Source organism: Flavobacterium artemisiae, assembly GCF_042678225.1.
Lineage (GTDB): Bacteria > Bacteroidota > Bacteroidia > Flavobacteriales > Flavobacteriaceae > Flavobacterium > Flavobacterium artemisiae.
This window is the reverse complement of the sequence record NZ_JBHUDZ010000007.1, coordinates 285,800-311,742: the sequence shown is the minus strand read 5'-3', so window position 1 is coordinate 311,742 and position 25,943 is coordinate 285,800. Positions and strand designations below refer to the sequence as shown.

20 protein-coding genes are annotated in these 25,943 nt (G+C 34.6%); 10 read left to right on the top strand and 10 right to left on the bottom strand.

The window, feature by feature from the left end; translation table 11 throughout:
* Positions 1-69: 69 nt before the first annotated feature.
* Together ACFSC2_RS06500 and ACFSC2_RS06495 are read right to left on the bottom strand one after the other, a co-directional pair.
* Positions 70-1,542 (bottom strand): RagB/SusD family nutrient uptake outer membrane protein, encoded by a 1,473-nt coding sequence (locus ACFSC2_RS06500; RefSeq protein ID WP_379817130.1) that lies wholly within the window; start codon positions 1,540-1,542, stop codon positions 70-72.
* A 16-nt stretch (positions 1,543-1,558) separates the two neighbouring features.
* On the bottom strand, positions 1,559-4,681 hold the full coding sequence (locus ACFSC2_RS06495) for a SusC/RagA family TonB-linked outer membrane protein (RefSeq protein ID WP_379817131.1): 3,123 nt from the start codon (positions 4,679-4,681) through the stop codon (positions 1,559-1,561).
* A gap of 921 nt (positions 4,682-5,602) precedes the next feature.
* On the opposite strand from ACFSC2_RS06495, the gene ACFSC2_RS06490 reads away from it, so the two are divergent.
* The 9 genes from ACFSC2_RS06490 to moaA all read left to right on the top strand — a co-directional run bounded on the left by ACFSC2_RS06490 (position 5,603) and on the right by moaA (position 13,852).
* A complete protein-coding gene (locus ACFSC2_RS06490; protein ID WP_379817132.1) occupies positions 5,603-6,775 on the top strand; it encodes a molybdopterin molybdotransferase MoeA in 1,173 nt (390 codons plus the stop codon).
* A 290-nt stretch (positions 6,776-7,065) separates the two neighbouring features.
* The gene (locus tag ACFSC2_RS06485) at positions 7,066-7,812 is read left to right on the top strand and encodes a sulfite exporter TauE/SafE family protein (protein ID WP_379817133.1); all 747 of its coding nucleotides are present in this window, start codon (positions 7,066-7,068) and stop codon (positions 7,810-7,812) included.
* 232 nt (positions 7,813-8,044) lie between these two features.
* Positions 8,045-8,617, top strand: a complete 573-nt coding sequence (locus tag ACFSC2_RS06480) for a molybdenum cofactor guanylyltransferase (RefSeq protein WP_379817134.1) — start codon at positions 8,045-8,047, stop codon at positions 8,615-8,617.
* Between the two features lie 5 nt (positions 8,618-8,622).
* Complete coding sequence (cobA, locus tag ACFSC2_RS06475) at positions 8,623-9,411, top strand: uroporphyrinogen-III C-methyltransferase (RefSeq protein WP_379817135.1); 789 nt, start codon at positions 8,623-8,625, stop codon at positions 9,409-9,411.
* Between the two features lie 2 nt (positions 9,412-9,413).
* Positions 9,414-9,653 (top strand): MoaD/ThiS family protein, encoded by a 240-nt coding sequence (locus ACFSC2_RS06470; RefSeq protein ID WP_379817136.1) that lies wholly within the window; start codon positions 9,414-9,416, stop codon positions 9,651-9,653.
* 163 nt (positions 9,654-9,816) lie between these two features.
* A complete protein-coding gene (moeB, locus tag ACFSC2_RS06465; protein WP_379817137.1) occupies positions 9,817-10,908 on the top strand; it encodes a molybdopterin-synthase adenylyltransferase MoeB in 1,092 nt (363 codons plus the stop codon).
* Between the two features lie 602 nt (positions 10,909-11,510).
* On the top strand, positions 11,511-11,942 hold the full coding sequence (locus tag ACFSC2_RS06460; RefSeq protein ID WP_379817138.1) for a molybdenum cofactor biosynthesis protein MoaE: 432 nt from the start codon (positions 11,511-11,513) through the stop codon (positions 11,940-11,942).
* Between the two features lies 1 nt (position 11,943).
* On the top strand, positions 11,944-12,858 hold the full coding sequence (gene moaCB, locus ACFSC2_RS06455; protein WP_379817139.1) for a bifunctional molybdenum cofactor biosynthesis protein MoaC/MoaB: 915 nt from the start codon (positions 11,944-11,946) through the stop codon (positions 12,856-12,858).
* Entirely contained in the window at positions 12,845-13,852 is a 1,008-nt protein-coding gene (gene moaA / locus ACFSC2_RS06450) for a GTP 3',8-cyclase MoaA (RefSeq protein ID WP_379817140.1), read from the top strand. The genes moaCB and moaA overlap by 14 nt, the downstream gene beginning before the upstream one ends.
* A 201-nt stretch (positions 13,853-14,053) precedes the next feature.
* Here the strand turns inward: moaA and ACFSC2_RS06445 are convergent, their stop codons facing one another.
* The 3 genes from ACFSC2_RS06445 to ACFSC2_RS06435 form a co-directional block, all read right to left on the bottom strand.
* A complete protein-coding gene (locus tag ACFSC2_RS06445) occupies positions 14,054-14,662 on the bottom strand; it encodes a hypothetical protein (RefSeq protein ID WP_379817141.1) in 609 nt (202 codons plus the stop codon).
* 142 nt (positions 14,663-14,804) lie between these two features.
* Positions 14,805-16,235, bottom strand: a complete 1,431-nt coding sequence (locus tag ACFSC2_RS06440) for a rubredoxin (protein WP_379817142.1) — start codon at positions 16,233-16,235, stop codon at positions 14,805-14,807.
* A gap of 233 nt (positions 16,236-16,468) precedes the next feature.
* Entirely contained in the window at positions 16,469-19,984 is a 3,516-nt protein-coding gene (locus ACFSC2_RS06435; RefSeq protein ID WP_379817143.1) for a molybdopterin-dependent oxidoreductase, read from the bottom strand.
* Between the two features lie 176 nt (positions 19,985-20,160).
* Between ACFSC2_RS06435 and ACFSC2_RS06430 the strand changes: the two genes are divergently transcribed.
* Positions 20,161-20,865 carry a Crp/Fnr family transcriptional regulator gene (locus tag ACFSC2_RS06430; RefSeq protein ID WP_379817144.1) on the top strand — a complete coding sequence of 235 codons (705 nt, stop codon included), beginning with the start codon at positions 20,161-20,163 and terminating at the stop codon, positions 20,863-20,865.
* A 242-nt stretch (positions 20,866-21,107) separates the two neighbouring features.
* On the opposite strand, the gene ACFSC2_RS06425 is transcribed toward ACFSC2_RS06430, so the two are convergent.
* The 5 genes from ACFSC2_RS06425 to ACFSC2_RS06405 form a co-directional block, all read right to left on the bottom strand.
* The gene (locus ACFSC2_RS06425) at positions 21,108-21,731 is read right to left on the bottom strand and encodes a class I SAM-dependent methyltransferase (protein WP_379817145.1); all 624 of its coding nucleotides are present in this window, start codon (positions 21,729-21,731) and stop codon (positions 21,108-21,110) included.
* Between the two features lie 25 nt (positions 21,732-21,756).
* A complete protein-coding gene (locus ACFSC2_RS06420; protein WP_379817146.1) occupies positions 21,757-22,461 on the bottom strand; it encodes a hypothetical protein in 705 nt (234 codons plus the stop codon).
* A gap of 126 nt (positions 22,462-22,587) precedes the next feature.
* On the bottom strand, positions 22,588-22,953 hold the full coding sequence (locus ACFSC2_RS06415) for a hypothetical protein (protein ID WP_379817147.1): 366 nt from the start codon (positions 22,951-22,953) through the stop codon (positions 22,588-22,590).
* Between the two features lie 137 nt (positions 22,954-23,090).
* Positions 23,091-24,359: an alginate export family protein gene (locus ACFSC2_RS06410; RefSeq protein ID WP_379817148.1), complete on the bottom strand. Its 1,269-nt coding sequence runs from the start codon at positions 24,357-24,359 to the stop codon at positions 23,091-23,093.
* 89 nt (positions 24,360-24,448) lie between these two features.
* The gene (locus ACFSC2_RS06405) at positions 24,449-25,933 is read right to left on the bottom strand and encodes an MFS transporter (RefSeq protein ID WP_379817150.1); all 1,485 of its coding nucleotides are present in this window, start codon (positions 25,931-25,933) and stop codon (positions 24,449-24,451) included.
* Positions 25,934-25,943: the final 10 nt, after the last annotated feature.

The following is a 25,943-nucleotide window of genomic DNA, read 5'->3' as shown; positions in this document are numbered from 1 at the left end:
TTCTCTTTTAAACTCTTTTTTATCAATAAAAAAAACCTATGTTTCTATGTGTTTAAATTTCATCGCACATTAATATCCAGGATTTTGCGGTAACCCATCAGGATTAATATTTCTTTCGCTCTGCGGAATCGGATACAAATTATTTCGTTCTGAAACAGAGTTTTTAGCCGTTACTTTTTTTACTTCGGTAACCAAAGTTCCCCAGCGAACCAAATCAAACCAACGCTGTCCTTCCTGTACAAATTCTTTTTTGCGTTCTTCCTGAATTGCGGCTCTAAAAGTGACTTGGTTTAAACCGATTAAATCTACTGTAGCATCAGGAGTTGTAATTGCTTTTCCAAAAGCTCTTCTTCGTACCTGATTGATTAATTCGTAAGCTTCAGCAGTTGGTCCGCCTTGTTCGTTTATCGCTTCCGCTAAAGACAGAAGAATGTCGGCATATCGAATTACAGGAAAATTGATCGCTACATTTGCAGGAGTTGCCAAATTGCTCAAATCAAGGTATTTTTTGAAAATTGGTTTCGGAAAAGTATAAAGTGTCCCCGTTGTCGGATTCAGTAATTGCTTTGCATAACTTACATCTCTTCTTTTATCTCCTGCGGCATAAATATCATAAAACAAAGCAACGTCTGAGATAATATCTGCTGGTTCTGTAGCTGTAAATCCTGTAAAAGATGTCGCTTGAAAAGTGCTTCCGCTAGAACCGTTTCCTGCTTGATTTGGCTCAAACTGAACAGAGAAAATATGCTCTTTTCCGTTCTTTTTAGTTTTAGTAAAAATGTCCTGAAAATCTTCAAACAAAGCATATCCGTAACCTCCGTCAATCACTTCTCTAGCTTTTGCAATGGTATTAGGCCAGTCTTTTCTTGTGATATAAACTTTAGCTAAAATGGCTTTAGCTGCTCCAGAAGTCGCGCGTCCCGCATCTGCTGCAGTATACGTTTTTGGCAAAGCTTCAGCATCAGTTAAATCTTTAATGATTTGAGTATAAACTTCATCGACTGTAGCACGATTTGTTTTTAAATCTCCTAAATTGATAGATGTTGCCTCGTGCAAAACAATCGGAACACCGCCCCAAAGACGAACCGCCTGAAAATAAAGCAATCCTCTAATGAATTTCGCTTCATTGATTAATCTTGTTTTTACAACTTCAGAACCCGAAACTTTCGGAATATTATCAATAGAAACATTGGCTCTGTTGATTCCCGCATAAATTTGTCTCCAAGCAACCTGAACACGATCGGAAGTTGCGTCATGAGTCAAACTGCTCAACGCTCTCACTTGCGGATTGGTTGCAGAAACTCCCGCTGCAGCATAATCAGAAGCCATATCAGTTAAGAAATATAAGTTTCTTCCAAACAAACTCTGTTCGCCTGGATCTAAGCTTAGCGAAGCATAAACCGCTGTAACACTTGCTACGGCATCATCTTGAGTGATAAAATAATTATCTTCTGTTACAAATGAGTCTGGTGTTACCTCAAGGGCCGTGCACGATACTAATAAACCGGCACTTAAAAGGAATGTTATAATGATCTTTTTCATTTTATATTTTTTTTACTTAGAAAGTTACGTTCAAGCCCGAGATGAATGTTTTTGAGTTTGGATAAGAACCAAAATCAATTCCCGGATATAAGTTGTTTTGTTCGTATGAACTTACTTCTGGATCATATCCAGTATATTTTGTCCATGTGATTAAGTTTTCTGCTGAGATATAAACCTTTACGCTCTTTGTTCCCAATTTTTTTGAAACGCTTTTAGGTAAAGTATAACCTAAAGTGATTAATTTCAATCGTAAGAAAGAGGCATCTTCTACATATCTTTCAGAAACAATTCCTAGAGGAGAACTTGTCGCTCTCGGAATTTCGTTGCTCGGATTTGTTGGTGTCCAACGGTCATTTAAAGTTGATGCAGCGTTTGTTCCAAGCGTTGAGATTTCTAATTGCTGATTTAAAGCATTGAAGATTTTAGCGCCATAAGATCCTTGAAAAGAGAAATTCAAATCGAAATCACCATATGAAACTGTATTACTGAAACTTCCAACAAATTTTGGCTGAGAAGTTCCTAAGTTTCCTTTATCTAAAGCGGTAATTACGCCATCTCCGTTTGTATCAACATATCTTCTGTCTCCAACTTTAGTATTGGCTAAACTGTTGATTTTTGGCTGTGTATTAACTTCTTCCTGAGTTTGAAAAATTCCGTTTGTTCGATATCCCCAGAAAGTTCCTAAAGGAAGACCTACTTTTACAATTACAGGCTGTTGTTGTAATAAAGAACCGTTTGGAACTACAGGAAAAAATTGATCGACACCATTTCCAATTTCGGTAACTTTATTTTTGTTTAAAGAAAATACGATATTCGAATTCCACGCGAAGTTTTTTGTTTTAACGTTTTCAGTTGTTAAACCAACCTCAAAACCTTTATTTTCAACTCCTCCAATATTTTGAAGAACCGTTGCATAACCAGAACTCAATGGAACCGGAACGCTGATTAATAAATCGTTTGTTTTTTTGTAATAGACATCAAAAACAAAATTGATTTTTCGATCTAGTAAGGATAAATCCAAACCAACATTGTATTGAGTTGTTTTTTCCCATTTCAAATCTGGATTTGCTAAGCGGGTAGGAGCGATACCTGTATATAATGTACCTCCAAAAGAATAATTTACAGAACCCATAGAGGCAAGAGAAAGATAATTTCCAATTTCTTGGTTTCCAGTTGTTCCCGCCGTAATTCTCAGTTTAGCTTCCGTTACGCCTTTAATGTTATTTGCAAATTCTTCATCGGTAATATTCCAAGAAAAACCAGCAGAAGGAAAGTAACCCCAAAGTGACTCAGCACCAAATCTAGAAGAACCGTCGGCACGCCCAGAAAGAGTAAAGTTGTATTTTCCTTTATAAGAATAATTTACTCTCGCCAGCCATGATTTTAAAACACTTTCGTACGCATCACTATATGGTTTTACAGCAACTCCATCCTGAAGCGCGTTATAAGTATTCGCATCATTTACAAAAGTTTGAGCTCCAGCATTAACCACTTCACCTTTTGTATATTGAAGTGTATAACCTCCCAAAGCAGAAAACTTATGATTTTCTCCAAAATTGGTGTTATAGTTTAAGGTGTTTTCATTCAAAACAGAACCTACTAAACGATCTCCAACCGAAGCTAAACCTTTAGTTCCAGCTCCTGTAGTGGTAGTAGAGGGCGCGTAATAATTTTGTTTTGTATTTAAAACGTCACCACTTACCGCAACTTTTGCCGTTAGTTTTTTAGTGATTTTATATTCACCAAATAAACTGGTTAGAATTCTATTTAAATTGGTTTCGTTAGTGGTGTTTTCTAAATCGTTAATCGGATTCGGAACATAACCATTTACAGAAGTTGCATATATATTATTGGTGACATTGTAACTTCCGTCAGCATTTTTTATGGGAACTACAGGTGCTGTTAAAACTGCTGCAACAATTGGGTTCGGAGTTCTGCCGCTTCCAGCCGTTCCTATTCCATTGGCAAGAGAATAAGTGTAATTGGCATTAACACCAAATTTGAAATTCTGAGAATAATTTCTTTCGTAATTGGCACGCAGCGAAATACGTTTAAAATCAGATCCCAAAACAATTCCTTCCTGATCAAAATAACCTGCAGAAACAGAATATCTAGATCTTTCATCACCGCCGGAAAAAGACAAATTATGACTTTGAACAGGTGCCGCAGTTCTAAACGCAGCCGACTGCCAATCGTAATTTCCTGAAGTTTTAAAAGCTTCAATTTGTGCTTCAGTAAAAGAAGGTGCCTGACCAATACTTGCCTGAACATCGTTTCTTAAACTTGCCCATTCGCTGGCATTCATTAATTTTAGTTTTTTCGAAATATTCTGAAATCCGAAATAACCTTGATAAGAAATGTTGTCTTGTCCTTTTGTTCCTTTTTTAGTGGTAATAATTACGACACCATTTGCACCTCGAGAACCATAGATTGCAGTAGCTGAAGCATCTTTTAAAACTTCAATAGATTCAATATCAGCAGGATTTATAGTAGACAAAACATTTACGCTTGCACCTGCATAGGTAACTCCTGCAGAACTGTTGGCGTTATCATTGTAAATTAAAATTCCGTCAACAACATAAAGCGGTTCATTTCCTGCAGTAATCGAGTTTCCGCCTCGAATACGAACGCTCGAAGAAGCACCTGGACGACCCGAACTTTGTGTAACTACCACACCGGCAACAGCGCCTCTTAAAAGATTATCTGCTGAAGAAGTTACCTGAGATAAATTCGCTTTTGGAACAGAAGCTACAGAACCTGTAATGTCTTTTCTTTTTTGAGTTCCGTAACCCACAACCACCAATTCATCAAGTTCCTGACGTTCTTCTTTTAGATTGATGATTACTGGATTTTTTTCAACAATTATTTCTGTTTTTTTATAACCGATATAACTTACGATTAATGTATAAGGAAATTTTTGTCCTGTCTGAAAATAAAATTTTCCCTCAGTATCAGTTACAACTCCGTGAGTTGTTCCCTTAATAGTTACAGATGCACCAATAATAGGTTCATTTGTAATAGCATCAACAACGGTTCCGTCGAGTTTAGATTGAATAAGCGGTGTAGTATTTTGGGCTTGTATTCCTGCTGTTGTAAAGAGTAAAAACAGCAATATGTATATGTTTAACTTTTTTTTCATTTCTTTGTGTTGGTTTTAAGTAATTAACAAGACGCCCTGAGCACTGTTTATACAGCACTCTAAATGTGTTCTTGATTTAGTGATAAATGTTCTTTAAGCCTCGCCATTTCTGTTGCCGCAGAAATGGCTTTTTTTATTTACAACAGCAGGTTTGCATTATTTTCATTTTAGTTTTTTTTAGTTGTTAGTTATTTAATTTTTAAATTATATACGATTTCAAAAAACTAACCAACGCAAACACATGCATCAGAAAGATTTTTGGCACTATCAGTAATTATTTTTGGTGATATTTTTTTTTGGAATTCGTTTTTCAATTTTAATCAAAAACGAATAGGTAAAAGCAGAGTATTAACAACAGCTGCACATATAACAAAAAGTGTTATAGGTGTTCTTTTTAGAAAGAATGTAAAACGAGATGTTTTCTGTTGTTTTCAAAATTTAGTCTTTTATGGTTTGAAATAATATTTAAACTCTACTAACTCTATAGGACAAAGTTAATTTTAATATAATAAAAACCAAAAGTTTAGAGCATTTTTTTTGAAAAATTCTGCTTTACTGATTTTATTTCGAATAGTTTTTTTGCTCTATGCCTTTATTTTAAAAGGTTTAACAAAGAATTTGGAATTTTGTTAAATGTTAAAATAAATTTTAATTGAAGGCCAAAATTGTAGTATTTATACGTATTTTTTGATAAAATAAAAGTTGTAATTTGGCTTTTTATATCTTTTAAAGAACTATTATTGCCTTTATAAAGGATTACTTTATTCATATTCATCAAATTGAAATAGTAATTCTAATTTGATTGTGAATAAATTAGAGTAATTTTATAAGCACTTAAATAAAATAGAATTTTTTAACCAACCTAATAATAAATACTTATATTTGTATTAAGTATTAATACTTAGTTTTTAAATAAAACGAATGATCAAAGTAGAAGAAGCCATAAAAATTATTGAAGCGAACAGCACTAAAATGCCAACAAAAAGACTTGCAGTGAGCAAAGCTTTAAATTATGTTTTAGCAGAAAAAATAGTGTCTCCAATCAATATGCCTCCATTTCGTCAATCAGCAATGGATGGATATGCTTTTAAACACACTATCAGACATCAGTATGATATTGTAGGAGTTTCTCAGGCGGGCGATCATTCAAATATAAAATTAGAAGCAACAGAGGCAATTCGAATTTTTACAGGTGCTTATGTTCCAGACGATGCGGATACTGTAGTAATGCAGGAACACGTAATGGCAAATAAAGATTCAATTTTGATTGCCACAATGCCAGAGAAATCGTCAAATGTGCGTCCGATAGGAGAACAAATTGCAAAAGATGATATTGTTTTTGAAGCCAATACTCTGATAACTCCCGCTGCAATTGGATTTTTAGCTTGTCTGGGAATCACAGAAGTTACAGTTTATAAAAAGCCAAAAGCAGCCATTCTAGTGACAGGAAATGAATTGGTTGAACCTGGTCAAAAACTAAAAAAAGGAAAAATTTTCGAAAGTAATTCTATAATGCTTGAAGCTGCATTGCAGACAATAGGAATCAAAAAAACGAAAGTGTTTCGAGTAAAAGACAATTTAAAAGCAACAAAAAAAGCTTTAAAAGAGATTTTAAAAAAGAATGATATTGTGCTGATTTCGGGTGGAATTTCTGTTGGAGATTATGATTTTGTAAAAGAAGCATTATTGCAAAACGACGTAAAAGAGCTTTTCTATAAAATCAATCAGCGACCTGGAAAGCCAATGTTCTTTGGTTCTAAAAATGAAACTTTAGTATTTGCTTTGCCAGGCAATCCAGCATCGTCACTGACTAATTTTTATATTTATGTTGCGCCGGCAGTTAAAAACAGAATGGGTTTTGCAGCAATTCATAAACCAAAATTAGTTCGAAAATTAAATTCAGACATTAAAAACGAGACAGGAAAAACCTTGTTTTTAAAAGCAAAGTACGACGAAACAAACGTAACAGTTTTAAACGGACAAAGTTCTGCAATGCTCAATACATTCGCCGTCGCCAACAGTTTATTAATTGTGCCGGAAAATGTTGAAAACTATAAAGAAGGTCAAGAGGTATTTTTATTGCCGATTGATTAAGTTTTTTTAGAAAATAGAGAATAGACAATAGAATAAAGAGAATAGAATAAAGATTAAATAAATAGATTTTGAGGTGGATCATGGTGAGCACTGTATAAATAAAAACATATAGCTGCAATAGATTGAATTGTGCGCATAGTTTGTCATCCTGACGAAGGAAGGATCTTCGCAAGTAGCTCGACAAACAAAATCGCTAATCTTTTTAGAGTTTCTCGAGGAGATTTGTCCTTCGTAGAAATGACAAAATTGCTCAAAACTTGAAACCTGAAACAAAAAAACAAACAAAAAAAATGAACCTATTAAGCTCAGAAAATATAATCCTATTCAGTTTTGCCCTAATCATAATTGCTTTTTTATATTCAAGCGTAGGACACGGCGGGGCGTCAGGATATTTGGCTTTGATGAGCATTTTTGCGTTTCCGATTTCGATTATGAAACCGTCGGCTTTATTATTGAATTTGTTTGTTTCGAGTATTTCGTTTTTGTTTTATTATCGAAATAATTATTTCAAACCAAAGCTATTTTATCCGTTTGCAATTGCTTCGATTCCAGCGGCTTTTATTGGAGGTTTTATAACGTTAGATAATACGATTTATAAAATAATTCTCGGGGTTGTATTGGTTTTCGCCGCATTGCGATTATTTGGAGTTTTTAATTTTAAAGAAAAAGAAGAAGTAAAAATAAATCTTCCGTTTGCTCTGGCAATTGGTTTTATCATCGGATTATTATCTGGAATGTTAGGAATTGGCGGGGGAATTATTTTAAGTCCGATTCTATTATTTTTAGGATGGGCGAATGTGAAAGAATCAGCGGCAATTTCGAGTTTATTCATTTTTGTGAATTCGACTGCTGGAATGTTGGGATTCTTTTTAGGAGGAAAAGCAATCCCGATGGAAAGTTTTTATTTAGTTCCGATTGCGGTTGTAGGAGGAGTATTAGGAGGCTTTTACGGAAGCGGTTCTTTTTCGAACAGAACATTAAAAATGGTTTTAGGAACAGTGATTTTAATGGCAAGTATTAAATTGATTTTTCCTTAAGGATGAAATGAGAATATGTTTTTTTGCCACAGATTTCACAGATTAAAATGATTTTTTTTGCCACAAATTACACGAATTACACAAATTTCAATTAGATATTTTTAAAAGAATAATTCATGAAAATTAGTGTAATTCGTGGCAAACAAATCAACATAAAGGATGTAAGGAAATCTTTTTAATCTGTGAAATCTGTGGCAAGAATAGACAAAAGAAAACTTGAAACAAAAATATCATGAAAACACTAACAGTATTTATTCTTTGCGGAGGAAAAAGCACTAGAATGCAGTCAGAAAAAGGATTGGTTTTGTTTCAGGAAAAACCATTCATTGAACATATCATAAAAGCAATTCTTCCGATTACAGATCAAATAAAGTTGATTACAGGATCAAAAGAATATGATTATCTGGAATATGAAAAAATCCCAGATTTAGTCGAAGATAAAGGTCCGCTTGGTGGAATTTACACCGCGTTATCACATTCTGAAACCGAATTTAATTTGATTTTAAGCTGTGATATTCCGTTAATTTCAACCCAATTATTGCAAGAATTAATTTCTAAACATACCAAACAAGCTGCAATTACAGTTTTTGCTTCTGAGAGTAAAACACATCCATTAATCGGGATTTATTCAAAAAATATAGTTCCAGTTATCAAAGAAGCGATTGATTCGAGTGAATTACGAGTGATGGATTTACTAGCGAAACTGCCGCATCAGATTATCAATATAGAAGAAAGTGAAAACTATCCTTTAACCAATATTAATTCGGCTGATGAATTAAATGACCTGAATATCAACTCAATTTAAAGACTATGCGAAATTTTAAAACACCAAAATTGACGATTGTAGGAGCAGGTCCAGGCGACGTTGAATTGATTACATTAAAAGCTGTAAAAGCTTTAGAAAGTGCCGATGTCGTTTTGTACGATGCCTTGGTAAACGAAGAATTACTGGAATATGCATCAAATGCAGAGATTGTTTTTGTTGGAAAACGTTTGGGATGTCACGCTTACACGCAGGATCAGATTAACGAATTGATCGTTTCGATGGCGAATCGTTATGGTCATGTTGTGCGTTTAAAAGGCGGCGATTCTTTTATTTTCGGAAGAGGAAGCGAAGAAATTGATTATGCTGTAAAATTTGGTTTGGAGACTGCCGTAGTTCCAGGAATTTCATCTGCTTTAGGCGTTCCTGCTTCTGCGGGAATTAGTTTAACACAGCGCCAGATTGCCGAGAGTTTTTGGGTAATTACGGGAACAACATCCGATCATAAATTGTCAAAAGATGTACATTTGGCTTCAAAATCGAATGCGACTGTGGTGATTTTGATGGGAATGCATAAACTTGGCGAAATCATTTCAATCTATCAGGAAAACAGGAATGATGATTTACCGATTGCGATTATTCAAAACGGAACAAAAAAAACAGAGCAAAAAGTAATCGGAACTATAAGTACAATTACTAAATTGGTATCCGAAAAAAATATTTCTTCGCCCGCAATTATTGTGATTGGCGAAGTGGTGAAAAATACATCAAAATTAACGGAATATTTTCAGGAACATTTTGATGATGAATTCATTTTTCAAAATTTAAATTTATAAAAATGATTGAGATAAAATATTTTGGAGCTGTAGCTGAAAAAACAAAATGTGAGTTCGAAAAACTATCTTTTTCGGAAGAATTATCATTGCAAAAACTTTTGAGTGATTTAAACGAAAAATATGAATTCGAATCTTTGACTTTCAGCGTTGCAGTAAATCAAAAAATAGTTTCGAAAACAGTAGATTATAACTTACAAACCAGTGATATTGTTGCTTTGTTGCCGCCATTTGCAGGAGGATAATTTGAAATGAAAATATTTTAACACATAGAAACATAGTTTTTTGTGTTGAAAAAAGAGAGGAGAAGAAACAAGTTTTCACACATAGTAAACTATGTGCATTTAAAATTAGTGAAACGCCTTTTTTAAAGTTGGAAAAACTATGTTTCTATGTGTTAAAATAATTATGCCGAAAGGAATATTGATGAAAGAATCAACAAGATACAACCGACAAACAATTCTTCCCGAAATAGGAGTGGAAGGCCAGCAGAAATTATCCAAAGCCAAAGTTTTGGTAATTGGCGCGGGCGGGTTGGGCGCGTCCATTTTACCTTATTTAGCGTCGGCTGGAATTGGTGAAATCGGAATTGTGGATGATGATGTTGTTGAGGTTTCAAATCTGCATCGTCAGGTTATTTATAAAACTTCGGCCGTTGGAAAATCGAAAGCGGAAGAAGCTAAATGGATGATTTCGGAATTAAATCCAGAAATAAAAGTTAGCGCTTTTGCTGAAAAATTATCGGGAAAAAACGCCGTTTCGTTATTCGAAAAATATGATATTATTGTTGACGCAACAGATAATATTTCGATAAAATATGTAATAAATGATGCTTGTTTGGTTACCAATAAACCAATGGTTTACGGATCGATTTTTAGATTTCAGGGACAAGTTTCGGTCTTTAATTTTAAAAATGGACCAACGTACAGATGTTTGTATCCTGATGAAAATACCAACGCATTAAATTGTGAAGATGCTGGCGTAATTGGAATTACAGTTGGAATTATAGGTATGTTTCAAGCCAATGAAGTTATCAAAATGATTATCGGAATTGGAGAAGTTTTGAGCGGAAAAATACTGGTTTATAATATTCTAAAGAATGAACAACAGCAATATGATTTTGAAAAAAGCTCCAATCTTGAAATAACAAAAGAAGATTTTGAGAGAAAATATAATTCAGAAGAAAACCAGATTCAGGAAATAAACTTTGAATCGATTTTTGAAGAAATTAATAATGATGAGGTTTTGTTTTTGGATGTTCGAAATAGAGACGAATCGCCAAAAATCAGGTTAAAAAATCAAATACAAATTCCGTTAATGAATTTAGAAAACGAAATTAAAAAACTGAATAAAAAACAAACTATTTACGTTTTCTGCCAGTCTGGAATCAGAAGCAAAATAGCAGCCGAATTGCTTCAGAAACACCGATTTCAAAATGTAAAAAGTATAGCTGGCGGTGCTTTGGCAATGAAACAAATATTAAAAGAAGAAAAGATATAGCTATAGATTAAAAAGATGTTTGTCTAGTTTGTCATTCTGAGGAACAAAGAATATTCATTAGTAGCTTGACAAAGATTGTGGAGTTTCTTGCGAAGATTTCTCCTTTGTCGAAATGACAATATTGCGTTTTTTTTGCCACGAATTACACGAATGTGCACGAATTATTTTTTATATTTCAATTAGTGAAAACTAGTGTAATTCGTGGCAAAAGAAAAAATCCAGATAATCCTTTCAATCTGTGGCAGAAAAAAAACATAGCCACAGATTACACAGATTATAAGGATTTTTTCTACGTAAATGTTTGCCACGAATTAACGAATCTACACGAATTAATTTTTAAGTATTTAAATTAGTGGAAATTAGTGTAATTAGTGGAAAAAGAAAAAATTCAGATAATCCTTTCAATCTGTGACAGAAAAAAAATATAGCCACAGATTATACAGATTATAAGGATTTTTTCTCCGTAAATGTTTGCCACGAATTACACGAATGTGCACGAATTATTTTTTAAGTATTTAAATTAGTGGAAATTAGTGTAATTAGTGGCAAAAGAAAAAATCCAAATAATCGTTTTAATCTGTGGCGAAAAAAAAATAAAAAAAATGAGTAAAAATGTATTTGTAGAAGGACCAATTTCTCCCGAATTTATTGCGGAGTCCATTGCCAAACATCAATCGAAACACACAATTGGAGCGCATAATATTTTTCTGGGACAAGTTCGTGCCGATGTCATTCACGACAATACCGTCGTAGCAATCGATTATTCGGCTTATAAAGACATGGCGAATGAAGCTTTGTATACGATTCGTGAAAAAGCTTTCGCTAAATTCAATTTAACCTGCATGCACATTTACCACAGTTTAGGCGTTGTAAAAGCAGGCGAAATCTGTTTGTTTGTCTTTGTTTCTGCCGAAAGAAGAAAACAAGTTTACGAAGCGACGGAAGCAATCGTAAACTGGATTAAAACCGATGTGCCGATTTTTGGTAAAGAATTGTTTGAAAACGATACATTCACTTGGAAACAAAACACCTAAAATGGTAGATATTACGCATAAAATAAGCACATTAAGAGAAGCAACAGCAACCGCAGTTGTGAAAGTCAGCAGACCCGAAACAATTGAAGCTGTTGAGGAAAATCTTGTGCCAAAAGGAAATGTTTTGGAAATGGCAAAAACCGCTGGCTTATTTGCGGTAAAAAATACGCATTTATCGATTCCAGATTGTCACCCGCTTCCCATTGAATTTACTTCTGTGAATTATAAAATTGAAGGTTTAGAAATTCATATTATTTTCAAAGTAAAAACCGTTTACAAAACGGGAGTTGAGGTCGAAGCCATGCACGGTGCGTCAATTGTTGCTTTAACGATGTATGATATGTTGAAACCAATCGATAAAGAAATCGAAATTTCGACTATAAAACTGATTAATAAAGAAGGCGGGAAATCGTCTTTTAAAAATAAATTTTCAAATACAATTAAAGCGGCCGTTTTTGTGTGTTCTGATTCTATTTTTGCCGGCGAAAAAGAAGATCGTTCGGGAAAAGTTATTGTAGAAAAATTAGATAATTGCGGCGTCGAAACGTCACATTATGAAATTATTCCAGACGAATTGGATATCATTCAGGAAAAAACAAAAGCTTTCGCTAAAGAAAATCAGCTAGTTATTTTCACGGGCGGAACAGGTTTATCACCGAGAGACGTAACGCCAGAAGCTTTGGAACCCTTATTAGAAAGCCGAATTCCAGGGGTTGAAGAAGCAATTCGAAATTACGGACAGCAAAGAATGCCATACGCAATGTTGTCGAGAACAGTTGCAGGAACTTTAGGTAAAACAATAGTTTTGGCTTTGCCAGGTTCAACAAACGGAGCGAGAGAATCTATGGATGCCGTTTTTCCACATCTCTTGCACGTTTTTCATATTTTAAAAGGTAAAAATCATGACAACTTCTAACACGGTTTTAACGGATGATTTTGGGCGAAAACACAATTATTTGCGTATTTCGCTGTTGGAGAAATGCAATCTGCGTTGTACGTACTGCATGCCTGCCGACGGAATTGCCTTGTCCCCTAAAGCCGATTTAATGACGGCCGATGAGATTTTTGCAATTGCCCAGACTTTCGTAAAAAACGGTGTTGATAAAATTAGATTAACAGGAGGAGAGCCTCTATTAAGAAAAGATTTTCCTGAAATTGTATCTAAATTGTCAGATCTAGAAGTTTCGCTTTCTATAACCACAAACGGAATCTTAATAGACCGTCATATTGATGTCTTAAAGCAATTTAACGTCAACAAAATCAATTTGAGTTTAGATACTTTGGTTTCTTCTAAATTTCATTCAATAACGCTGAGAAATCAGTTTGAAAAGGTGATTGATAATTTGCATTTACTTCTAAATAGTGATTTTAAAGTAAAAGTGAATGTTGTTTTGATGAAAGGTTTTAATGAAAACGAAATCATCGATTTTGTAAAACTGACTCAATTTCTGCCAATTTCAATTCGTTTTATCGAATTTATGCCTTTTGCCGGAAACGAGTGGGATAGAAGCAAAATGGTTTCGCAAAACGAAATTCTTTCTCAGGTTTCAACTGCTTTTTCATCAGAGGAAATTCAAAAATTAGAAGACGAAAAAAACTTCACTTCCAGAAATTATAAAATAAAAGGTTTTCAGGGCGATTTCGGAATCATTAGTTCGATTACAAATCCGTTTTGTGATTCTTGCAACAGAATCCGCTTGACGGCAAATGGAAAAATTAAAAACTGCCTTTTCTCCAATTCAGAAACCGATTTGCTGACTGCCTTTAGAAATGGAGGATCAATTGAAGAATTGATTTCTCATTCTCTAAAAAACAAGAAAAAAGTACGCGCCGGAATGGTGAGTATTTCTGAAATGGATGATCCTGCTTTGCATTTTGATAACCGCAGTATGATTGCGATTGGGGGGTAATGGTTTCGAGAAAACTTTGTCAAAGTTCACGTACCGTTTGTCATTTCGACCGAAGGGAGAAATCACAAACGAAGCTTGACAAAGATTGGCGATTTTGCATGTGGAATTACTGGTGTGATTTCTCCCTTCGGTCGAAATGACAAATCGTGCGATGAAATAAAAAAGGTTCAACTTTTTTCAAAGCCAAACCTTTTTCTAGAATTATTTTTTCTTTTTAGCCTTTGCTTTAGCCTTTTTCAAAGCTATAGCTTTCTTTTGAGCAGCTTTTTTAGCTTTTGCTTTCTCTTTTGACTTTTTAGCTTTTGCTTTTTTCTTTTCCGCCGCTTTTAGTTTTGCTTTTTTAGCTTTTTCTAATTTTTTGATAACAGCTTTTATTACTTTTTCTCTCTTCTTTTCCTTTTCTTTTTTGGCTTTAAGCTTCTCTTTGTCTTTGTCTTTCGATTTTGCTTTATTTGGCTTTAAAAGAGAAAGATCAAGTTCTCCGCTGACTTCTTCAACAGTTTTTTTATTATTGTCCTCAGTTTGAATTTCTACAATTTCAGAAACGATTGGTTCCGTTTTTTCGGTTGTTGCAGCCGCTTTTTTAACTGTAGCTCTAGGTGCTCCTTTAGTGGCAGCACGTACAGGAGTTTTTGCTGCAGGTTTAACCGTGGCAGCTGGAGTTTTTGCGGCAGTTTTGGTCGTTCTTCTTACTGTTGTTTTTACTTCTGGCTGCGTTTCTGTTGTGTTTTCTACCACAGTTTCAGTCGGCGTTTCTGCGGTTGTGTCAGTATTAGTAACTGCTGTATTTCTGGTTGTTCTTTTTATCATAACTATATTTTTATTGAGTAAAATAGATTAGAATTGAGAACTAATGCCTAGAAAAAAGTATGTTTTTAAAACATTAATTCTATGTTAAGCTAAATATACGTAATATTTAAATACGGAAATGTTAAGCTTTTCGTAGAAAATTTTATTGTTCAACAGCTTCCAGAATCCTGAAATTACTTTTTGGAGCTTCGCAAAGAGAACAGCAATAAGTTTCAGGAAGATTTTCAAATAAAATACCTTTAGGAATGCCTTGTGTCTCGTCTCCGTATTCAGAATTGTAAAGCGTTAAACATTCCTGACATTGGTAAATATCTAGTTGCGGCTTTTCTTTTTTCTGTTTGTTTTCTGTTGTTTCCGAAACTGAATTTCCGAGTTCTTCAAAATATTTTCGGCTTAATTCAATCAAAATTGTCGGAAGTTCCAGTTTATCAATATCTTGAGAGTGCACTAAATATTCTCTCGTATTTGGGTCGAAATTCTTAGCAAACAAAACATTGTAAGTATCTCTGATTTTAATCGATTCTAGAGCCGACGGAAGTTCGTTTTTTTCAATCACAATTGAAGTAAAATAATGTCCTTCACGATTGTATTCTGAAATGCCGAAATTTAGTCCATAAGTACTAATGTCGAATTGGTCGAGCGTACGAACAAGAAATGTTTTCAAATTCAAAGCCCATTCCATTGCAACGGGTAAATGCCAGTTTAATTCTAATAAAGAATGACGAACGTTGATGCCGCGTTTTCCTAAGAATTTTTCCCATTCCAATTTTCGGTCTTTCGGAATTCCTTTTATAATGAAGGATTTCCAAGGCGTGATGCAGATTTTACCGATTTTGCATTCAAAACACAAATCGCACATTTCTTTCAGGAAATCCAAGTCGTACAAATTATTTCGCCAATATAGACCAAGCCAATATTGATCAATTCCCATTCTGTTCATTCCTTCATAATAGGGAAATGGATAAAACGGAATATTCAGTGGTTTGTCGATTGTCCTGTTATTGGTATCTAAAGCTTCACTTACCAATGTAAAAAGCATTTCGACATTAAGCGAATCTTCTTCAGAAATCTTTTCGATTTCGTAATAAATCTTCGCCAAATCCCAACTGTAAACCAAAACGGGGTACACTTCCATTTTCTCCCATTTCGGAAGACGAATGTACAAATACCAATAATCTTCATGCTCAGAAGCAATAAAATTCAAATGTCCCGTAAACAAAGGAACCAATTGCTGCTTCGGATCGGTTATGTTGACTTTCAGTTTTGGCTGTTCTTTAAATTCTTCCAAAACATATAAAAAACGGTTTCCAGTAAGCCAATTCGTGTTTCTAAAAATATCAGTCGAAACATAAGAAGAAACAATATTGTTCCCGCTTTTTTGATCGGGATAAACAAAATGATGTTTTCCTAAAGTGGTTTTATCCAAAGATTTAAATCCCTGCGGAAAAATAATATCCTGTCTGGAACCAAAGGAAATAGAATCTAAACCTTCTTCAAAAGCGATATTTACCACTTCTCGTAATTCTCCCGGCGAAATAACGCCTCCTTTTACTATTAATCTTGTTAGTTCCATTTTGTTTATTTTGTTTCAGGTTTTCTTTGTTTCAAGTTTCAGGTTTCAGTTTTTTTTTGTTTCAAGTTTTACGTTTCAGGTTTGGCCGCAATCTTGTCATTCCGAGGAACGAGGAATCTTCGCAAGAAACTCCGCAACGAAATTAGCCAAGCTTTGTCGAGCTACTTGTGAAGATTCCTCGTTCCTCGGAATGACAAACTGTGGAACTTTTAACCTGAAACAACCAAAACAACCTATCTACACTTTGCAAGAATCTCCTTAACTTCTGTTTTACAACTTCCGCATCCTAAACCAGCACCAGTATTTTTGCACAATTCGGTAAAATCTTTCACACCGCTTTTAATAGTTTCTTCGATGTTTCCAGCGCCGACTTGACTGCACGAACAAACTAATTTTCCTAAAACTGGTTTTGCGTTTGAGCTTCCTCTTAAAAGCGTATTTCGTTTGTCTGACAATTCGATTTTGCTTTCGATCATCGTTTTGAATTCGGCAAATTCGTTTTTATCGCCCATTAAAATCGCTCCGACCAAAAGATCGTCTTTTACGATGCATTTTTTGTAATAACGTTTTTTCAAATCGGTAAAAACAATTTCTTCATACGAATCGTCATTTTCTGGAATTGTCAAATCGCCAATACTGCAAAGGTTGATGTCTTCTAATTTTAGAATATTCATTAAAATAGAACCTTTGTAATAACTGCTGATATCGCCCGCAAGGAAATTTGCCAAAATATTCGCTTGCTCTTCGGCGGCAGAAGTGATTCCGAAAAGTTTGTTTTCGAATTCAGCTATTTCTCCAATGGCAAAAATATCTGGATTTGAAGTTTGTAAATACTGATTTACTTTCACGCCACGACCGCACAATAAACCGCTTTCACGGGCAATTTCAATATTCGGAATCGTTCCAATCGTATACACGATCGCGTTTGCGGTAATGATTTTACCGCTTTTTAAAGCAATTTCAATTTCATTCGGATTATCGGTTTCAAAAACGGTGCTGACTTCATTATCAAAGTAAATCTGAATGTCACGAAGCTGTACTTCCTCGGCCAATAATTTGCTTGAAATTCTATCCAATTGACGTTCCATTAAACGAGAAGCACGCTGAATAATCGTAGTTTTTACTTTTTTATGTTTTAAAGCTGCAGCCAATTCTAATCCTAATAACCCACCGCCGATAATAACGACATGTTGTTCTTCTGGCGGAAGATTCGTGCTGTCTAAATGTTTTTTTAAACGATCGGCATCTTCTTTTCTTCTAACCGTAAAACGCCCAGGAAGATGAAGCTGCGCATTTTCTGGAACAAAAGGACGGCTTCCGGTTGCTAAAATCAAAGAATCGAAAGTATGAATTTCGTCTAGACTGTCTGTAATCGTTTTTAGTTTAGTATCTATTTTATCAATAGAAACTCCAGCTTTCATCGTAATTTTTAGTTTATTGAAAGTTTCACCGTCTTTTACTTTTAAAAGCTGTTCCCAAGTAAATTCTCCCGTCATATATTCTGGAAGTAAAACGCGATTGTAAAACGGATTTACTTCATTCGAAAAAACAATAATTTCATCAGTTGAATTGAATTCACGATAGTTTTGAATGAATCGGAACGAAGCTGCTCCAGCGCCAACAATCGCAATTTTCTGAAACGGTTTTACATATTTTTTAATCGAAACGGTTGTGAACTTGAAATCAGGTTCTTTTGAAACAGGATCGACAACAGTATTCGTTAAATTATTGGTTCTATTTAAATCATTTTCAAGCTGTTTTCCCCAATGCATTGGCAGGAAAAGGACTTTTTCTTTGATAGAATCGGTAACTTTTGCTTTTACGCGAACTTCTCCATTTTTGCTTGAAACAACCACAATATCGCCGTTTTTAATATCGTTTTTAAAAGCATCAATCGGGTTTATTTCTAAAACTGGACTTGGAATATGGGTTAACAATCTCGAGACTTTTCCGGTTTTCGTCATCGTATGCCATTGATCGCGGATTCTTCCTGTCGTTAGAATAAATGGAAATTCGGCATTTGGCGGAACTGATGTATTTTCGATAGAAACGGGTAAGTTAAAAATCGCTTTTCCCGAAGGTGTATAGAATTTTTTGTCTGTAAATAATCTCGGCGTTCCCGGATGATTGTAATCTGGAACAGGCCATTGAAAAGTGCCTTCGTTTTTTAAACGGTTATAATTTAAGAACGAAATATCAATATTCGTGTTTTTGGTCAATGCGCAATGCTCTTTGTAAACTTCTTCGGCGCTGTTGAAATTGAATCCGTTGAAATTCATTTTTTTAGCAAAGCGAATTAAGATTTCAATATCTGGAAGTGCTTCGCCTGGTGCGTTGATTCCTTTTGGCAAATAGGAAATACGACGCTCCGAATTGGTCATCGTTCCTTCTTTTTCTAACCATCCAGCTGCAGGCAAAAGAAGGTCAGCAAATTTAGCGGTATCAGCATTATGCGAAATATCCTGAACAACTACGAATTTAGCATTTTGAAGCGCTTTTTCGGCTCTTCTCGAATCGGGTAAACTCACTAGCGGATTGGTGCAGATAATCCAAACGGCTTTCATTTTTCCCGATTCTAAAGCTTCAAACATTTCTGTTGCCGTTAAACCCGGTTTATCTGAAATCTCGTCAACGCCCCAAAAATCCGCAACTTCTTTTCTATGTGTAGGATTTGCAATGTCCTTGTGCGCTGCTAAAAGTGTTGCCATGCCGCCAACTTCGCGTCCGCCCATAGCGTTGGGCTGACCTGTTAATGAAAATGGACCAGAACCCGGTTTTCCTATTTGTCCTGTTAATAAAGACAAATTCAGCAAAGCGGTATTTTTATCGACACCAACGGCACTCTGATTAAGTCCCATTGCCCAAAGCGAAATAAATCCTTTTGCTTTTCCGATAATATCGGCGGCGAGTTTGATGTCTGGTACAGAAATGCCGCAAAGTTTAGACGCTTTTTCGAGGGAAGTACTTAAAACGAGATCTTTATATTGTTTGAAGTTTTCAGCATGATTCTTTACAAAATCATGATCTACATAACCTTTCTCGATAATGCGTTTGGCAATGGCATGATATAAAATAATATCAGAACCTGGAATAATCTGCAAATGTAAATCAGCGAAAGCGGCAGTATCGGTGCGACGCGGATCAATACAGATTATTTTTGTTTTCGGATTTTTCTCTTTATGCTTTTCAAGTCGTCTAAAGAGAATAGGGTGGCACCAAGCAGGATTTGCACCTGTAATTAAAAAAGTGTCTGCCAGTTCAATATCATCATAAGCAATTGGAACAGAATCTTCTCCAAAAGTCTTTTTGTAACCAACAACTGCCGAACTCATACAAAGTCTGGAGTTAGTGTCGATATTGTTGGTTTTCAAAAAACCTTTTACGAGTTTGTTTACTAAGTAATATTCTTCAGTCAAACATTGACCCGAAATATAAAAACCAACGCTGTCTGGTCCATGTTTTTTTATAATAGAAGAAAAAACAGCTGCAGCACGATCAAGTGCCGTATCCCAACTCACGCGTTCCAACGGATACGATTTACTCCCACGCATTTCGGGATATAGAATTCGGTCAGAAGTATCATTAACTACGTAATGCAAATTTCTTCCTTTAGAACATAACATTCCTTTGTTTACAGGATGATCATTGTCGCCATCTACCATAACGCCATTTTTAGAATCGTTTGTTACGATTATACCACAGCCAACGCCGCAGTAGGAACAGGTAGTTTTGATCTTCGTAGTTTGCATTAGAGTTCTATTTAGAGATACTACTTTAGTTAATGGTTTGACTTTAGAAAAAGTACTTAAGCAAAAATAAGTATTTTTACGTATTAATACGTATTTTTTAGATTTATTTTTTTATTTTTGATGAAAATAAATGAGGAACAACAACTTAGTTTTTAATCGCTGAAAATTTAGGACTCATGAAAGAAGAGCAAACCGTTTGTTATTCCTGCGTCAATGAAAATTGTTTTATCAAGAAACACCTGCATTTAGAGCAGATGACAACTTATATTTCTAAAAAACAAAACATTATCTGCAAAAAATCGGATCCATTTATTACGGAAGGTGCGCCTTTACAGGGACTTTATTTTATTTGTAAAGGAAAAGCCAAAACGGTTAAAACGGGAATTAACGGTCGTGAGCAAATCGTCCGCTTAACTACAAATGGTGATATTATTGGTTTCCGGGGATTCGGAACCAGTAAGCGTTATTTGATTGGAGCCTATGCATTGGAAGATACTGTTTTATGCAATTTCAGTAATGAAACAATGATTGAAATTCTACAGCATATTCCAGAATTTACCTATGCTCTAATGTTATTTTACGCCGAAGAACTAAATAAAAGCGAAAACAATATTCGCAAAATTGCACACATGAATGTCCGCGAACGTGTCATTGATTTACTGCTTTATATTCACCGCAAATTCGGACAAAAAAATGGTTTGATTGATATTAAGCTTTCGCGAAAGGAAATTGCAGACTTTGCTGGAACTACTGAAGAACAAGCAATTCGAATTTTATCAAGTCTTAAAAAAGAATCGCTTATTAAAACGGAAGGAAAACGCGTTGGGATTTTAGGAATTTCAGAATTACGATCTGAGATTATGGAGCATAAGTATTTTTGATGAGGGACAAAGTGACAAAGGGGCAAAGTTGCAAAGGTTTTGCCATGTACATTTATAATGTATTTATTGTAGAGACGCACTGCAGTGCGTCTTCTTTAACACATAAAAACATAGGTTTTTAAATTCTAAATTTAGATAATTGTAAAAATCTCAATTTTACACATAGCTATGTGAATTGATATTAATGAAATGTCTTCTTTGAGTATTGTAAATCTATGATTCTATGTGTTAAAAAGAATTATTTATTTTTTTCTCCCCACAAATCGAATTACAGAACCCGTGCCGTTATGAAATAAACCTTCGTTGAGTTCGATTTCTTTTTCTTCTAATTCGATGATTTCATAATTCGGAAAATCTGCTTTTATTTCTTCTATTGAAAATAATGATTCGATATCTTTTGGACCACCGACTTTTTCGTTTTTGGTTACGTATTCTAAATGCTTTTTGCTGAAAGCTTCAAAAATAATTATGCCGTCTTTCTTTAAAAGTTTATCAAGTTGTTGGTGAATTTTTGATTTTATTGATGCTGGAAAATGGGCATATATCAAAGCAATCGCATCAAATTGGTTTTCTTCGAAATCTAAAGTTTCTAATTCTCCAACTTGATAATCAATTGAAACATCATTGTTTTTGGCTAAAAGAAGTGCTTTGTTTTTACCTTCTTCACTAATGTCAAATGCTGAAACTTCCCAGCCTAATTTTGCTGCAAAAACAGCATTTCTTCCTTCGCCTTCGGCAGGGAAAAGCATTGTTTTAGGATTTAATTTTTCTATTTGTTCTTTAAGGTAATTATTGGGAGCTTCGCCATATGCAAATTCTTCACTTTTATAACGATCGTCCCATCTTTGAGTCCAAGTGTTGTTCATTGATTAAATTAAGTTTAAATGACATTTATGAAATCCAAGTTTCTTCGATTTCTTCAATAATCCATTTTTTATTTATTTTTTTTATATAAATCCTAAAGCCTTGTCCACAAAGTCTCCCACAAACAAAACCAGCGTCTAAAACCCCAACCTTTTTATTTTGATCAAATTCTATACGAGTAAAGAAAACAACGCCTGAAAAGTTGAAGTTGTATTTAGTTAACCAAAATCTATCTCTTTCTTTAGGAAATTGATTTATATTTCTTAATTCGAATCTATTATTGAGTTTGATTTTTTTAAAGTCAAGAATATATTCATTTTGAACTTTTTCTTTCGTAACAAATGCTTTTACGTTTTTAAAATGTTTTTCAAGCTTTTCCTTTAAATCTTCGTCGCTGGATTTTATTATGGAATCAAATGCGATTATAATTTTAGAGGTATCTCTTTTAATTTTCTCGGTATTAATTTTCCACTCTAATAATTTTTGCTTTTGTTCTTTTGTTGCCTTTGTACTGTCAACGCCAATATAATGTCCTGTTTTGTCAAAAATTGATTCACCGTATTTAGGCGGAAAGTTGGTAAATAACCTGATGTCGATACAAGTTGAATCAATTAGGCTTGGAAATATTTCGGTCATTACCTCTTTTTCAAATTCTAAATCAGAAATTTTCCTTTTACAACTTGGAAAAAGGATGAATGATGTAATGAGTATGAGAAAACCGATTTTCTTCATATTTGCAATTAAAATGAATATCAAATATAATTATTTTGATATTAAAGTTATGACAAAAAAATACCCTTCCTCAAAACATGAAAAAGGGTAGTAAATTATATATAATTGTTGATTACATACAGAGTCTTAACCAACAAGCGTTGTTTGACCGCTGTTTATATCAATTTCTGCAAAGTGATGTTTTCCCATAACGATAAGCAGCTTGTTAGAATTATAACCTACGTATCTTATTTGAGCTTCTCCTAATTTTGGTTTTCCGCAAACAGAAATTACATTAGTCTGCCATTTCAGTTTACTTCTTTTGTAGGCAGAAATAGTTTGTAAATCGTTTTCAACATAATAAATAATGTTGTTTTTCTTGATTCCTCTTTTTTGTGTTTTAGCAAAATTAATTTCGGAGTTGTTCGAAATTAAGGCATCATTGTATTTTTGGGCAATGCCTGTTTGAGTAGCAACAAATGCTAACATTGATAATTTTAAGAATGGTTTCATCAGGATAGAATTGGGGGTTCATAATCGGCTCAAATATAAGTAATTAAATTAAATAACAAATTTTTATTTCATCTAAAAAAATACCCTTTTCCGAAATAAGAAAAGGGTAAAATATATACGTTAATTTTAAAGAAAAATTATTTTTTCCAGCTAAAAATTCTTGGATTCACAGAAATCATTAACCAAGCCCAATTGTTGGTATGATCAGCATCTCCATTTTTAATAAATTCCAGTGTTTTAGAGCCAAACATCTGCGAATAACCTCCTGTAACCGTGATGTCTTTTTTAAAGTTGTAAGCAAAAGTTGCATCAATCTCGGTTCCTAAATACGAATCTAATTTTTCATTTACCGGCGTAACAACATCAGCAGCTGCTAAAAATATATGAGGCATTAACGCAAACTGCCATTTGTTGATATTGTAATTTAATTTTATGAAAGCATCTTGCAGTCCTACATTATTTAAGTGATTTCCAACATAAAAATAATCCATATAACCGTTAAATCCGTGGTTGGTTCCGAAGATTGGGTTAAAAGATTTGATTACAGTACTTGCATCATTTGTGCGTTTTCCAGATAAAAATTCATAACCCAAACCAGCTTTAAAAGCTTCAGTTATACTATAATTAAAATTAGCGGCAGCATTCCAGGCACTAACTTGTAAATCGGTGCTTTTTCCAGTTTGTCCGTACAACCAAAAATTGGTGTCTATTTTACTCGTTTTATAAGCTAAATAAGGTCCAAAAGTTTGTTTGTAGTCGACTAACAGCTTGTTGTCTGGATTTGGATTAGGAGCATATTCATAACCCGTATTTAATACTAAAAAGCTGGCTCCAAAACTTTCGCTAAACTGATTATGGTACCATGCGTATTGCAATGCTTTGTAATTGGCAACATTATAAGGTGTCTGCAGTACATTTTCGGCAGTTGAGTTATAAGCGCCTCCAAAATCTAATTTCTGTGTTTCGGTATGAAATGATACGGTTAACGCATCATGGCTTTGTGCTTGCTGTCCCCAGTCTTGCTCACCTAAAATACGCTGATTATCATAAGATAGTACTTGACGTCCCATTTTGGCGCTCCATTTTTCGGTAAAGTTATATTGCGCCCAAGCCTCAAAAATGGCTACACCATTTTTATCTGCTGTGGCTGTTGTTGCAACATCTCCCCAAGTTCTGGTGTTTTGAAGCGTTAATTTTACGATTAAATCTTCTTGCTTGTAATTGAAGTTTAAACGAGAACGCTGCGAGATTTGTGATGTACCTTTTTGCCCCTCTGGCAAAAGGGTTTTGTAGCCGTTTCGGTATTCAAAACGCGGTCGAATTTGTAGATTTGCGTCTAGTTCCTGCGCCTGTATCGTCGCGGTAGATCCTAGAAGCAATAGGATAATGGCTTTGATTTGTTTCATGGGTGGTATTTTTTCAGGCGTAAATTTATAAGAAAAAGCTGTTGTTCCTTATTGTTAAGATTAAATTTCTAATTTTTTTTAATCTGGTTTTAATATGCAGGTTCTAATTCTATTCTATTTACTTTAACTTCTTTTTTCTTAGTTGTTTGTGTTATAGTGTAATGCATCCAAACAAGACAAACTATCGAAAACAGTAGTATAAAAATCCATGAACTTGACCAGATTCCGGTTGCTGTCAGTAAATAACCGAAGATAATTGGACCAAAAAATCCGCCTAAACCGCCGATCATTCCGACCATACCGCCGACAACGCCGATTTCATTTGGAAAATATTCTGGAATATGTTTGTAAACAGCCGCTTTTCCGATTCCCCATGAAATTCCGATTAGAATTACTAAAACCAAGAATACCCACATGTTGGCATCAAATTTAATAACAGTAACGCCTTTTGCGATCAGCTCTTTTTTGGCCACACTTTGGTTGTGTGCAACTACAACATCCTGCCAGCTTGTAGAAGTTGGAAAAATAGCGTTTTCGGCTGTATTAGCTGTTTTTTGTGCAATTGGATATTCTTTATCGCCTACTTTTACGGTTTTGCCATTTATTTCATTTACAACCCCTTTTTTGGCAGCCAATATTCCTGGACCCGAAGTAGTAATTTCCATTTTCGGAATTGAAAGTAAAGCGCTTAAAATTACGGAAGAACCCAAAACCCAATACATTACTTTTCTAGCTCCGAATTTATCCGATAGATACCCGCCAAAAGCCCTTATTACTCCAGAAGGCAAGCTGAACATCGTTGCAAATAATCCGCCCATTACCAAACTTGTTTGATAAACGTTCATGAAGTTTGGCAACAACCATTGAGAATAGGCTACAAAGCAACCGAAAACTAAGAAGTAATACGCTCCAAAACGCCAAACTCTTTGCGATTTTAATGGCGTAAGCATTTGAGAAATTGTTTTGCCATTGCTTTCCATTTTTTTATTTTCAGCGAAAATTAAAAAGGCTATTCCGATTACGACTAATGAAACAGCATAAATTACAGGAAGTATTTTCCACCCATTTTGCGGATCATCGATAGAAAAATGATTTAATAATGAAGGAGCTAAAAATGTTGTGATAGCGGCACCCGCATTTCCCATCCCGAAAATTCCTAAAGCGCGTCCCTGCCATTCTTTTGGATACCAAATTGAGGTATAACCAATTCCGACTGCAAAACTGGTTCCGACCATTCCAAATAAAAAGCTTAGTAAACCAAACATAGCAAAACTGTCAGCGTAGGGAAGAAGGAATAGCGGAATAGAGCATAATAGTAATAAAAGTGAATACACATATTTGCCTCCAAATTTATCGGTCAGGATTCCGATCGGCAGACGCATAATTGATCCGGTTAAGATTGGAATTCCTAAAAGCCATCCGACCTGTACAACGCTCCAGTGGAAAATTCCGTTATCGACCAGAAAGGTCACTAAAACACCATTTAATGTCCAGCAGGCAAAACACACTGTAAAAGCCAATGTGTTCAAAAATAAAATTTTATGTGATTGCGATAGTGAGTTTGTATTTTTCATAGCACTTATA